Consider the following 13,622-nt stretch of genomic DNA (forward strand, 5'->3'; position numbering starts at 1 on the left):
CGAGGTGCATCTTAACACCTCTAATCAGGTGGCCAAATTCACCGTACCACTACACATACTTGCCCAACAACAAAATTATGATAGTAGTTATGAGGGAGGTGCTGATGTTTCACTAACTATACTGAAATGTAGATTGTTGTAATGATAGGTGCCCAGTAAAACTACTAGAGGTATAGATACAGAGAGAGTTGACAACCCAAACATTCCTCCTGATAGACCTATAATTAGGAGTGTATAATAGATTATTATAGTCCTGCTTATCTTTACTTCTTTTAGAAGCATTATTGTACTAAAGAAAATCACTGCTATCGACAAAACTGTTAAAATAATTAGAATGGAAACATAATGGTTAATGAAGAATAACTTTCCGGCTCCGTGGCTTAGCATATTAATAGCCCCATCAATACCCCCACCGTAGAAATCTAAGTTTTTATTGGTAATTCTTACTAAATAGTCTCCAAAGAATGCAAAGAACATAGCTAAGAAGACAAACTTTAAATAAAAGTATATAGAACTTGTATTTTTGTTTATGAAGACATAAATGATTAACCACGCGATAACGATGCTCAGTGTCCCGCTGCTAACACTACATAAAAACAAGGAGACGGCCAGGATTATCAAAGTAACATGGCTTTTTGACTTTGAAGTGAAGTTATATAGAAAAAGGCTGGACCCAAGAAGTGCGAATATAATTCTACCGTTCATCATGAGTGCTAGAGCAATATAAACTATAGCGATCGCTAATAGTTCAGAATATTTCAATCGCCTAGCCATAAAAACCCTAACACTAGAAATATTTAAACTGATTACGCATGCAATAATTACTGGCACAAAGTAAGAAAATAAAAAGTCATAATCAATACATAAGAGCTTTGAAGTAGCAAATATAGGGTAGACTAGCGCATAACGTGGACCATGTGGGTGTGTTAGAAGTTCAGACCAACGTAAAGTACTATCTCCCCAGAGGTATGTTACCTGCTCCCAAAGGTAGAAAGATTTCGTACCTGAAGCAACGAGCAGCGTGAGGAAAAAAAAACTTAAGAACGATATGAGGAAGTTGTCTTTATTTAGCTTCATTAGGTGACTTTAAAGTGATGAATTCTGTTAATTTTTTTGGCGGTTTATGCTAAACTCATTTAAGCACGGGGCTTAAGGCTCATACTAACAACTGTAATGTTATCTATTGTACCTATCATATGTCCAGAAAAATAAAATTCGCAGTTAGCGCGTCTGTTGACTACATGTTCGCTGTTACGGCTTTTTTGCTAGCCTACTGGGCTAGATTAGGTGTTGCCCCCGAACTAACTTCATTCGATATTAAAATTATATTAATTAACGGTTTTGTTACTATTGCAGCCTTCGCTTACTTAGGGCTTTATAGAACGATTTTGCGGTATTTGACCTTCCATATATTTATCTCAATCTCCATTGGAACATTCGTGTCATCCATAAGCGTAGCGCTACTATCTTTCTATTTTGATGCGAATATCCCTAGAAGTGTGCCGCTGATATACGGTGCATTTTTGGGGTTACTGTGTAGTGGTTTTCGCTTGGGGGTTCGCGGTATAGCTTTTTTGACTATTGCTAAAGACCGTCAGCAAGTCTTAATTTATGGGGCAGGGGCTGCGGGAAGGCGATTAGCCTATGCACTTAGGAATTCAGATAATCATAAAGTATGTTGTTTTGTAGATGAAGACTTGACCTTGATAAACTCTGTAGTCTCCGGGCTAAGAGTTTACAATGTTGAAAGTGTTGACACTATAGCCGCAAGGTTTGGTATTGACCAAGTTTTATTGGCAGTACCTAGCGCTTCTAGGGCTCGTCGTAAAGAAATTTTAGACTCCCTTGTTCACCTTTCAGCAGAAGTCCTCACTGTTCCAGACATGAAAGATATTGTCGATGGAAAAGCTCAAATCGATGAGTTAAAAGATGTAGCTATTGAAGATTTGCTAGGGCGCGATTCTGTCGCACCACAACAAGCTTTAATGGAAGCAAACATAAAAGAGAAGGTAGTGATGGTCACTGGGGCGGGAGGCTCTATTGGCTCAGAACTTTGTCGTCAAATTATTAGGCAAAAACCGAAGGCTTTAATCTTGTTTGAACTTTCCGAGTTTGCTTTGTATCAAATCGATCGAGAATTATCTAACTTGGTCGGAGCTGAAAGTTTAAATGTAGAAATTGTCCCTCTACTCGGTTCTGTGCAACGAATAAATCGACTAGCAATTACCATGAAAAGCTTTGGTGTACAAACTGTTTACCACGCCGCTGCTTATAAGCATGTACCTCTAGTTGAGTACAATGTTGTGGAAGGTGTTCGCAACAATGTGTTCGGAACTTATTACACTGCAAATGCTGCAATAGAGGCTCAAGTCGAATCGTTTGTTTTGATTTCGACTGATAAAGCTGTAAGACCTACTAATATCATGGGAACGACTAAACGCATGGCTGAGCTAGGCCTTCAGGCTTTGGCAGAACAAGAAAATGCTAAAGAGAATGGAACCCGTTTTTGTATGGTTCGCTTTGGTAACGTTTTAGGCTCTTCGGGTTCAGTTATACCTCTGTTTAAAAAGCAAATTGCTTGTGGTGGTCCAATTACAGTCACTCACCCTGATATTATTCGCTATTTTATGACAATCCCTGAGGCAGCACAGCTTGTGATCCAAGCGGGGGCCATGGGTAAAGGTGGGGATGTGTTTGTCCTCGATATGGGCGAACCCGTTAAAATCACCGACTTAGCGGTTAATTTGATTCAATTGTCAGGGCTAGAAGTCAAAGACGAAAGCAATCCATATGGAGATATAGCTATCGAGTTTTCAGGCCTTCGCCCCGGAGAGAAACTATTCGAGGAGCTGCTGATTGGCGATAATGTTGGTGAAACCGCTCACCCGAGAATTATGACGGCTAACGAACGCTTTCTTCCACTAGAGCAGTATATTGCTCTAACTGATAGATTAGATAAAGCCTGCCATAACTTTGAACATGATAAGATTCGGGAACTGCTATTAGAAGCACCGACAGAATTTAACCCTACGGATGGTATTGGTGACTTAGTCTGGCAGAAGCTTCGTGATGCTCAAGAAGATAACGCTGATACGATCCATTAGAATAAATAAGATCTCCATAATCGGAGCTCTTTTTGTATCTAGCAAGCAATTATAAAATCTGCTTCAGTATACGATCGGCACTGACTCTTGTAATCTTACGCATCAGTTTTTGAACCGCTTCTGGGTAGTCTTCCGCTTTCTCTAATTGTCTGTAAGTACAAATGAGCTGAGTATGCTGCAGAATGTTCTCCACCTCTTTCTCAAACTGAGGAGTCAGGTGGTGGTAGTTATCTTGGATAAAGAGAGCGTTCTCCAAGTCTAAGCTCCAAGCTCTCGGGTTGAGGTTATTACCCGTAATCAGCATGTAACGCTTGTCTACCCAGATGCCTTTCAGGTGGAAGCTATTTTCCTCATGCTTCCATAAATGGATAGATAGTTTACGACTGGCAATTTTGGCTTCATTCGACTTGGCAAACTGGCGCAAATTACGCTCATAGAGGTAAGGTAGACCGCCGATGGTTTTAAACTCTTCTTCAGGTGAGATATAAAAGTCATTGGCAGTTTTATCACCCACGACGATAGTCACTTTCACACCACGCTTTAGTGCTTTTTTTACTTCCTTAGCTACGCTACGGGGGAAGTTAAAATAGGGTGTACAGATGAAAATCTCATCTTTGGCCTGTGCGAGCAACTGATTGATGCCTTGATTAAGCTTATTACGCTTTTTACCAACCCCTACGATAGGTGTTACAGCAACCAGCTCTTGAGAGACCGCTTGTGTATCAAATTGATAAGAGGACTTGGCAAGAGAAGCCCTTAATTGGCGAATTTGCGCCTTTATCTCTTTGGTCTCTGGCTTCTTTGAACAAGCTAGATTGTTAACTGCAGGGTGGTCGATCATCTCTTTCTGAACAAAGTTGACCATACTGTCGGCCAGTGCTTTGTTATTTAGCACATGATAGCGGTCGAAACGATAACGTTCTTTGTAGTTGAGATAGATGTTGTTAAGACTTGCGCCACTGTAGATAACTTGGTTATCAATAATGAAGCCTTTTAAGTGCAAAACGCCGAATACTTCACGTCCACGAACCGGAACACCATAGATAGGAATTCTGTGCTCGTAATTATCCGCGAAGCTTTTATACATAGAGGCGTTGGTTTCACCAGGTTCAGCACCGATTAAGCCGCGCTGAGCACGATGCCAATCAACACATACATTGACCTCTAGGCCAGGGTTGCGCTGTTTGGCTTCATAGAGCTCAGTTAAGATCTCTCTTCCTGCTTCATCATCCTCCAAATAAAGAGCAACCAGGTAGATTCGTTTACTTGCCTGACGAATCGCTTCTATTAAGCGAGTTCGAAAGTCTTTAGCTGCATAAAGCGTCTCAAACTGAGTAGGGTCTTGCGCCAAAGTAGGAAGTTGTTCGAATAAGTTCCTATTAGTCATCATGTTGGATGGGTTACCTTTACTTAAAGTGGACAAGGATATTAGCAAAATGTGCTAGCAGTTCCTAGTTACCAGATCCTAGTTCGACAATGCTAGTTGTAAAACCTGTGATTTACTGATTAGGACGAAGACTGATTTCACCACCGATGAAGGTTTCTAACCCATTTTCGGTTTCTAAAAGAACCGCGCCTTGTTCGTTGATGCCTCTGGCGATTCCGCTAATCTCCCTAGGACCCATAAGCAGTTTTACCGGCCGGTTGATAAAGTTATCCAAGCGATTCCATCTCTCGACAAAGCCTGCCATCCCATACAGTTCATAAACATCTAAAGCCTTGTGTAGGGTGGTTATCATGGTAATCGCCAGTTGGTTTCTATCAATCTGTTGATTATCTGCAACCTCATCTAAGCTGGCCCAAGGCTGGGTAATGCCTTCAGTCGCCTCGGACATCATTAAGTTGAGCCCCATACCTATTACAAGGTTGGCCGCTGCACCAGCCTGGCCTGACATTTCGACCAGAATACCTGCGAGCTTCTTGTCTTGATAATAGAGGTCATTCGGCCACTTTAGTTTTACCCCTGTCAGCCCCATCTCTTCGAGAGCTTCGACGATTGCCACGCCAACCACCAAGCTTAAGCCCATAGCGGCTGCCATACCGGCATCTAAACGCCAAAACATCGATAAGTATAGGTTTGAACCAAAAGGAGATACCCACTCGCGCCCGCGGCGACCTCTGCCTTTAGCCTGATACTCAGCAAGGCATACTGACCCAGACTCTAAGCTATCGACTCTATCAAGTAGATATTGGTTGGTTGAGTCAATAATAGGTATCAGCTCTACTCGGTTAGTTAAACTATTTTGAATTATGTCTCTATCGAGCAATTGCATAGGCTTGGCGAGCTGGTAGCCCTTGCCCTGTACGCGAAACACATCGACTCCCCAAGCTTGGATACCCTTAATATGCTTACTGATCGCGGCTCTGGATACGCCAAGCTTATCTCCTAGTTCTTCTCCAGAGCGAAATCCCCCTTGTGATAAAGCCTTCAAGATAGAAAGTTTTACGGAATGTTCTTTCATTGCTGGCTCTCTAATATTGTCTCTAGATTCGTTTCTGCATGAGAACCGATAAATCTCACTTCATGTTCTAATGCAATCTGATATTTATCCAATACGGTTTGACGCACTGTTGCTGCTAATTTGATCACATCGTTTGCGGTCGCATTGTCTGTATTTACTAGCACCAATGCCTGTTTAGGGTGGACTTGAACACCACCGATTTGATGGCCTTTTAATTGGCATTGATCTATTAGCCAGCCTGCGGCGACTTTTACGCCATCTTGTGTTGGGTAGGCAGCAATATTGGGGAATTGTTTACTCAAATTTTCGAACTGCTGGTTCGAGATAACCGGGTTCTTAAAGAAGCTGCCTGCATTGCCTAGCTTGGCAGGGTCAGGCAGCTTTTCCATTCGGATTTGGCAAACTCGCTCAAACACTTGCTGCGCGGTGAGCGTTTTGCTTTGTAGAGATTGAAGCGGGCCATATTCGATATTTGCTGACCACATTTTGGGGAGCTTCAAGCCGATCGCTATAACCATGACTTTCTGAAACAGCTCATGTTTAAATATGGAGTCTCGATAGCCAAACTGACACTCTTCAGCGCTCAGCCGCTTGCTATTGAAGGTTTCTAAACAAAGTACGTCAACGTATTCGCAGATATCTTTCAGCTCAACACCGTAAGCGCCGATATTCTGAATCGGAGCGCTGCCTGCACAGCCGGGGATCAGAGCGAGGTTCTCTAATCCAAAGTAACCTTGCTCAACACTCCATTTCACCAAGCTTGGCCAATCTTCACCGCCAGCGATATGTAAATGCCAATGCGTGTCGGTTTCATTGACTGACTTACCAAGCAAATTATTGACTACCACCACGCCTTGATAGGGTTGGGTAAACAAGACATTACTGCCTTTGCCTAAAATCAGTTTAGGAAGGCTCAACCACTCTTGTTTTTGATAGACATGTTTGATCTCTTCAACGGTTGCAACTTCAACCAGATAAGAGCAGGTTTGCGAGATAGCAAAGGTGTGTGAGCGACTAAGATCTGCGTTAGCTAATATTTGCATCGGATTTATCGAGTAATCTAAACTGCCTGCATTCTACCCTAAATTGAAGTTTGGTGATAATGAGCCCAATGCAGATTGAAACCTTAGACCCAATAAAGCTCCCCCTTGTATCGCGTTTGTACAAAGCTCACTATCCTTCAGGCAAGGCGAAAAAGGATGAGCTGACCATTGTTGGTACTATTGAGCAGCAAATCGTCTCACTGGTTCGTTTTAGAAATATTGAGCAATTCCGCTTACTAACAGGAATGCTAGTGATACCAGAGTTCAGGGGAAGTGGCTTCGGTCATCAGTTAATGGGTTACTGTGCTCAGCATGTCTTATCGGAGCATGATTTCTGCTTTGCCTACGCACATCTAGAAACATTTTATGCTCAACATAACTTCAAGAAGATTGACGCGAGTCAGTTACCTAACTCGTTAAAAGGACTGTTTGAACGTTATAGCCTTAAGAAGCAACTCGTAGCGATGAAGTACGTCAAACCATCTCGGTAAAGCGTTTGCTTTATAAAGCTGATACTCCATAATATTTCAGTGATTGAGGGAGCAAGCATGAAAAGCGCCGACAAAATATTACAAACCATAAAAAGAGAGGGGGCTGTTACCGCGAAGCAGCTTGCCGACGCACTTGATATGACTACCATGGGGGCACGTCAACACCTACAAACTCTTGAGAATGATGATTTACTCACCTTCGAAGACCTAAAAGTGAAAGTAGGAAGACCTACTCGGCACTGGTCGTTGACAAAAAAAGGTCATGCTCGATTTGCCGATCGTCACAGTGAATTGACCATTCAAGTCATAGAAGCGGTCGAAAACTTGTTTGGTCAAGAGGGTTTGCAAAAAGTGGCAGATGAGCGAGAAGCGAAAACGTTAGCTCACTACCAAGAAGAACTCAGCCTTTGTTCCGACTCCCTTGCTAAGCTGAAAAGGCTAGTTGAATTGCGCCAACAAGAAGGCTACATGGCAGAGCTTGAAAAGATAGATAATGGTTACCTGCTGATTGAAAATCACTGCCCTATTTGTAAAGCAGCGACACGTTGTCCGAGTTTTTGTCGCTCAGAATTAGCTATTTTTCAGACTTTACTTGGTAACGAGTTATCTGTCGAACGCACTGAACATATCGTTGCTGGGCAGCGAAGGTGTGTTTATCAAATTAAAGATATGGTGATATAGCTCCACTTATCTTAAAACTGAGAAAGTCTTTTTGAGGTTCCCCAATTTCCTCTGAATCGCCTATCCTTATATTGCGGTGTTGATAATTTAGTCATCATTTAGGGAGGCTGTATGAGCTCACCATTAATCAATCAAACCCTACCTTCTTTCGATGAGCTAATGGCAATGGCAGAGCATAATCCAGAAGGTTTTTCTCAGTTAAAACAGGATATGTGTAAAGAAATGATTCTCTCTGCTTCTGAGGAGATGCAAGATAGATTATGGGCCCAGCAGAGCCATATCGATCGTGTTGTCGGCAGTTGTAAAAATCCAAATCACGCCAATGTCTTGCTCATGCGTGAGCTTGTTTCGCAAATGGTCAAGTTTCAAGGTGTTCTTGATGGTGATGAGGTTGATCCTCAACACTGTGCGCAGATTATTCCTTTGGATGAATGGCGTTAGGAAGGGGAGCCTTCGATTAATATTTAGATTAGCTAAAACACTAAGCATTTATCTATTCTTCTCTGAACCAGATCACAAAAATCCACCGTCTTCCCCTTGGATTTCCTAAATTTACCCCTCATATAGATAGCACAAGACTTTGAAGCCTTGTGCTTTTGCGCAATGCAATTATCAAACAACATAGAAATTTTCAGGAGAGACGACCGATGAACATTCGTCCATTACACGACCGAGTTATCGTTGAACGCCAAGAAGTTGAATCTAAGTCAGCTGGTGGCATTGTTCTAACAGGTTCTGCTGCAGAGAAATCGACTCGCGGCGTAATTCTAGCTGTGGGTAAAGGCCGCATCCTAGAAAACGGTACTGTGCTACCGTTGGACGTTAAAGTTGGCGATACTGTTATCTTCGCTGAAGGTTACGGTACTAAGACTGAAAAAATCGACGGCAAAGAAGTGCTAGTGATGTCTGAAAACGACATCATGGCAATCGTTGAATAATAGCAATCATTGAATAATTTTTTGCTCAGGTTCAGCTGAAAATCAAAACAAAGAATTTAGAAAAGGAAACTAAAGATGGCTGCTAAAGACGTTAAATTTGGTAATGACGCACGCGTAAAAATGCTAGAGGGTGTAAACGTTCTGGCTGACGCGGTAAAAGTAACACTAGGCCCGAAAGGTCGTAACGTTGTTCTAGACAAATCTTTCGGTGCACCAACCATTACTAAAGATGGTGTATCTGTAGCGCGCGAAATCGAACTTGAAGACAAGTTCCAAAACATGGGCGCGCAAATGGTTAAAGAAGTAGCGTCTCAAGCAAATGACGCTGCGGGTGACGGCACGACTACAGCAACTGTACTTGCTCAGGCTATCGTAAATGAAGGTCTAAAAGCAGTTGCTGCTGGCATGAACCCAATGGATCTTAAGCGCGGTATCGATAAAGCAGTAGTAGCGGCAGTTGAAGAGCTAAAAGCGCTTTCTGTACCATGTGCAGACACTAAAGCTATTGCACAGGTAGGTACTATCTCAGCAAACTCTGACGCAACAGTAGGGAATATTATTGCTGAAGCGATGGAAAAAGTGGGCCGCGACGGTGTTATCACTGTTGAGGAAGGTCAAGCACTACAAGATGAGTTAGATGTGGTTGAAGGTATGCAATTCGACCGCGGTTACCTATCGCCTTACTTCATCAACAACCAAGAAGCGGGTAGTGTTGATCTAGAAAACCCATTCATTCTTCTAATCGACAAGAAAGTTTCAAACATTCGCGAGCTTCTTCCTACCCTAGAAGCGGTAGCGAAAGCTTCTCGTCCACTATTGATCATCGCTGAAGATGTAGAAGGCGAAGCGCTAGCGACTCTAGTTGTGAACAACATGCGTGGTATCGTAAAAGTTGCAGCAGTTAAAGCCCCTGGTTTTGGCGACCGTCGTAAAGCGATGCTACAAGACATCGCTACTCTAACTGGTGGTACAGTTATCTCTGAAGAAGTTGGTCTAGAGCTAGAGAAGGTTGTGCTAGAAGACCTAGGTCAAGCGAAGCGAGTTGCTATCACGAAAGAAAACACAACTATTATCGACGGTGTCGGTGAAGAAGCTATGATTACTGGTCGTGTTGCACAAATCCGTCAGCAAATCGAAGAAGCAACTTCAGATTACGACAAAGAGAAGCTACAAGAGCGCGTTGCTAAGCTAGCAGGCGGTGTTGCGGTAATCAAAGTTGGTGCAGCGACTGAAGTTGAAATGAAAGAGAAGAAAGACCGCGTTGAAGATGCACTTCATGCAACTCGCGCGGCAGTTGAAGAAGGTGTAGTTGCTGGTGGTGGTGTAGCGCTAATCCGCGCAGCTTCTAAGATCACTGAACTTCAAGGTGATAACGAAGAGCAAAACGTCGGTATCCGTGTAGCACTACGTGCGATGGAAGCACCTATCCGTCAAATCACTATGAACGCGGGTGATGAAGAGTCAGTGGTTGCGAACAACGTTCGTGCAGGCGAAGGTAACTATGGTTACAACGCTGCGTCTGGTGAATACGGCGATATGATCGAGATGGGTATCCTAGATCCAACAAAAGTCACTCGCTCTGCACTTCAGTTTGCAGCATCAGTCGCGGGTCTAATGATCACTACTGAAGCCATGGTTACTGACCTACCACAAAAAGATGCGCCTGCAATGCCTGATATGGGTGGCATGGGCGGTATGGGTGGCATGGGCGGTATGATGTAGTGCGACGAGAGTCGCGGAGGTCGCTAACCTCGCGGGCTACGGCCAAAGTAAATACTAACTTTTAGTCAGTATTTACTTCCCACCCTCGCAAAATTAGTAGTCGAAATCCGTTGGTCGGATCGCACAATCCGATCAACGGCATTCCTTCACGGGAGTGTTCGCCTGATCGCATCTGTGCGATTAGCTTAAAATTGGCGCATTCGCTGCCGTTCAAAAATCATATCTAGGAAAGCCATATTGTGCTATTGGCAAAAGCGGCGGTTCGCCTGCCGATCAAACGCCAATCCGAAATATTGCTGTTAAGCATGATCAACGTGATTCATTACTGTAGCGTCCTTCGGGCGTAAGCTGTTGTAATTATTGTCTCAGCATTCGAGCTTGCTCTTATGTAGCGAGACCTGCTATACGACTGGCAGTAGCCTAGGGGTAGTGCATGACTGGTAACGGTCTTGTGCGAAGCTCCCTGACAATGTATCTCTGCGAAAGTAACTCTAAATCTGTGAGGGTGAAGAGTAATCCATAAACAATATGTGGGTTGAGAGCTAGGCTAAGCAGCATGGTTAACATAAGTGAACTGTTGATAAACACCGTCAGCCGCAATGAGCGAAATATTGTTGATACGCTCTGACCAAAAGGTACGTGGTCGGTTATTCCTCTTACATCTGGGAATACGTCGTCAATTGACCTCCGGTGGATAGACAGAACCTAAACTGCTTGTGTAATTGCAATGGAACTCGGTAAGCCCAACTATTTGCCTAAATACAGTTTTGACTTAGGCAGGTCGACCGCAAGGAAGGCTGATGAATAAGTGGGTAAAGGAGGTTGGAAAAAGCGAATGCAAAGCTGTAATGGTTTTGATAGGGATTCGAACTTTGTCCTAACCAGAAATGGTGCAGACTTCCAACTGGTCTTTAATCGTGTGAAAACGTGTAAAGTCATCTAATGAATTAGCCCAACGGGGATTAGTTACCCCCGTTGGGGCAATAGCTTCTCTCCGTTAAGGCTATGGAGGAAAGCAAGATGAGTACAGCAACAATGCAAAGGTTACCTGCATCCTCCCACTTAATGGATCATTGGCACAGTATCGACTGGGCGTTAATGCATCAGACAGTGAGAGGGCTACAGGTTAGGATCGCGAAGGCAACGAAAAAGTCTGACTGGCGACAGGTTAAAAGACTGCAACGCATGTTGACCCGATCGTTTGCTGCCAAGGTGATTGCCATTAGGCGAGTCACCGAAAACAGAGGGAAAAACACCGCAGGGGTTGACGGGGAAACTTGGAGTACACCTGCAAAGAAATGGGAAGCAATAGAGCAGCTACAGCGAGCGGGCTACAAGCCCAAACCGCTCAGGCGAGTCTATATTCCCAAAGCCAATGGTAAGAAGAGGCCGCTGGGGATACCGACAATGAGAGACAGAGCAATGCAAGCTCTATACTTGCTAGCTCTTGAATCCATCTCGGAAACTACGGCGGACCGAAACAGCTATGGCTTTCGTCCGAATCGCTCTTGCGCTGACGCAATCGAACAATGCTTCGTGAACCTTAGCCGCAAAGCGAGTGCCCAGTGGGTATTGGAGGGTGATATTAAAGGATGTTTTGACTTTATCAGCCATGATTGGCTTATCGACAATATCCCTATGGATAAGGCGATACTCAAGAAGTGGCTGAAAGCTGGATTCATGGAATCTGGGAAGATCAACTCGACAGAAGCAGGTACACCACAAGGTGGGATTATTTCACCTGTGCTTGCGAATATGGCCTTAGATGGACTGGAAGCGGTGCTCGAATCCCACTTTGGGAAGAAGAATACCAAAGCTAGTTACAAAACTAAGGTTAATTATGTGCGATATGCGGATGACTTTATCATTACTGGGATCTCGAAAGAGCTACTAGAAGATAAGGCATTACCAATAGTTGAAGCCTTTATGGCAGAACGTGGACTGCAATTATCAGCAGAGAAAACGCTGATAACGCACATAGACAACGGGTTTGATTTTCTTGGGCAGAATTTGCGTAAGTACAACGGCAAGATGTTAATCAAGCCATCGAGTAAGAACGTAAAGTTATTTCTGCGCAACATACGGGATTTTCTTAATTGCAATAAAACGGTTCCAGCATCAGTGGTGGTTACCAAGCTGAATCCGATGATCAGAGGGTGGTGTAACTATCACCGTTGGGTCTGTGCAAGTGAGACATTCAAGTATATTGATTACCGGATCTGGAAAATGTTGTGGCAGTGGTGTCGTCGAATACACAAAAACCGTCGCAAACGCTGGATTAAGGACAAGTACTTTAAAACAGCAGGCGACAGATATTGGGTATTTAGTGCACCAAAAACGAAAGGGGAAGAGGGACACTATCGCTTGTTTAGTGCAGCGAGAGTAGCAATCGATAAGCATGTTAAGATCAGAGCAATGGCTAATTGCTACCTACCGGAGGACGAACAATATTATGAGCGTCTGAAGATGCAAAGGCTGAAAAAGTCTTTGTCGGGTAACATGAAGTTATGGAAGATTGCCGCAAGGCAAGATTTCAAATGTGCGGTTTGCCACCAGCAATTCAACTCAGAGGGTGAGTGGGATATTCACCATATCATCCGAAGAGTGGATGGTGGCACGGACATTAGCTCCAATTTGATGATGTTGCATATTAACTGTCACCGACAAGTACATAATATTGGATCACAATCATTACTGGGCTAAAATTGTGTGAATCAGTGTTCATATTAAGGTACTGGTATGAGTGGAACCAAGCGTTACTTGGAACATCAGGAAGCGAAACAACAAGTTGCAACTCAAATAGCCATAGAGTCAGGTGCTTTGAAGCTATGTAAAGTGCATGACGATATTTTATTAGAGGGTAGTAGCGATATAGAAGAAGCCTATAAACTAGGCAACTTTAAGTTTACTCAAGGTCAATTGAATGGTGTCTTTGATTCTCGAAAAGAGATGACGGACCTTATTTTAGAGGCTAAAGAGCTTGCTAACTACCAATGCGAACGTTGTAACGATCCTAATTAGACAATGGGAAATTGCTGGCTCACAGTTAAAATGAGCTTATAAAGGCTTGAGCCGTATGCGGGGAAATTCGCACGTACGGTTCTTAGGGGGCGGTGGCATAGTAATGTGCCGCTGCTACCCGACATCCCCCGAGTTACTTATAGCGATTCTAAAAGCGGAG

General features: G+C 43.5%; 11 protein-coding genes. 8 read left to right on the forward strand and 3 right to left on the reverse strand.

Annotated features, from left to right (window positions below; all coding sequences use genetic code 11):
• Positions 1–1,196: 1,196 nt before the first annotated feature.
• Positions 1,197–3,104: a polysaccharide biosynthesis protein gene (locus tag APB76_RS10340; protein WP_054963476.1), complete on the forward strand. Its 1,908-nt coding sequence runs from the start codon at positions 1,197–1,199 to the stop codon at positions 3,102–3,104.
• Between the two features lie 49 nt (positions 3,105–3,153).
• Here APB76_RS10340 and pssA read toward each other — a convergent pair whose 3' ends face one another.
• The 3 genes from pssA to murB all read right to left on the reverse strand — a co-directional run bounded on the left by pssA (position 3,154) and on the right by murB (position 6,609).
• Positions 3,154–4,494, reverse strand: coding sequence for a CDP-diacylglycerol--serine O-phosphatidyltransferase (pssA, locus tag APB76_RS10345; RefSeq protein WP_054963475.1), 1,341 nt, complete (start codon positions 4,492–4,494; stop codon positions 3,154–3,156).
• 109 nt (positions 4,495–4,603) lie between these two features.
• Positions 4,604–5,566: a bifunctional biotin--[acetyl-CoA-carboxylase] ligase/biotin operon repressor BirA gene (gene birA / locus APB76_RS10350; protein WP_054963474.1), complete on the reverse strand. Its 963-nt coding sequence runs from the start codon at positions 5,564–5,566 to the stop codon at positions 4,604–4,606.
• Complete coding sequence (gene murB / locus APB76_RS10355; protein WP_054963473.1) at positions 5,563–6,609, reverse strand: UDP-N-acetylmuramate dehydrogenase; 1,047 nt, start codon at positions 6,607–6,609, stop codon at positions 5,563–5,565. Before murB ends, birA begins: the two co-directional genes overlap by 4 nt.
• Before the next feature lie 68 nt (positions 6,610–6,677).
• Here murB and APB76_RS10360 point away from each other — a divergent pair, with 68 nt between their 5' ends.
• From APB76_RS10360 to APB76_RS10390, 7 genes are all read left to right on the forward strand, one after another.
• Positions 6,678–7,100 carry a GNAT family N-acetyltransferase gene (locus APB76_RS10360; protein WP_082880288.1) on the forward strand — a complete coding sequence of 141 codons (423 nt, stop codon included), beginning with the start codon at positions 6,678–6,680 and terminating at the stop codon, positions 7,098–7,100.
• 57 nt (positions 7,101–7,157) lie between these two features.
• Positions 7,158–7,781 (forward strand): helix-turn-helix transcriptional regulator, encoded by a 624-nt coding sequence (locus APB76_RS10365; protein WP_054963471.1) that lies wholly within the window; start codon positions 7,158–7,160, stop codon positions 7,779–7,781.
• A 111-nt stretch (positions 7,782–7,892) separates the two neighbouring features.
• Positions 7,893–8,222 (forward strand): DUF3135 domain-containing protein, encoded by a 330-nt coding sequence (locus APB76_RS10370; protein ID WP_054963470.1) that lies wholly within the window; start codon positions 7,893–7,895, stop codon positions 8,220–8,222.
• Between the two features lie 206 nt (positions 8,223–8,428).
• Entirely contained in the window at positions 8,429–8,719 is a 291-nt protein-coding gene (locus APB76_RS10375; RefSeq protein ID WP_019277572.1) for a co-chaperone GroES, read from the forward strand.
• Between the two features lie 75 nt (positions 8,720–8,794).
• Positions 8,795–10,441: a chaperonin GroEL gene (groL, locus tag APB76_RS10380; protein ID WP_054963469.1), complete on the forward strand. Its 1,647-nt coding sequence runs from the start codon at positions 8,795–8,797 to the stop codon at positions 10,439–10,441.
• A gap of 1,020 nt (positions 10,442–11,461) precedes the next feature.
• Positions 11,462–13,144, forward strand: a complete 1,683-nt coding sequence (ltrA, locus tag APB76_RS10385; RefSeq protein WP_054963468.1) for a group II intron reverse transcriptase/maturase — start codon at positions 11,462–11,464, stop codon at positions 13,142–13,144.
• Positions 13,145–13,180: 36 nt separating this feature from the next.
• On the forward strand, positions 13,181–13,462 hold the full coding sequence (locus APB76_RS10390; protein ID WP_054963467.1) for a hypothetical protein: 282 nt from the start codon (positions 13,181–13,183) through the stop codon (positions 13,460–13,462).
• The last annotated feature ends 160 nt before the right edge of the window (positions 13,463–13,622 follow it).

The sequence above is a fragment of the Vibrio bivalvicida genome (assembly GCF_001399455.2).
Taxonomy (GTDB): Bacteria; Pseudomonadota; Gammaproteobacteria; order Enterobacterales; family Vibrionaceae; genus Vibrio; species Vibrio bivalvicida.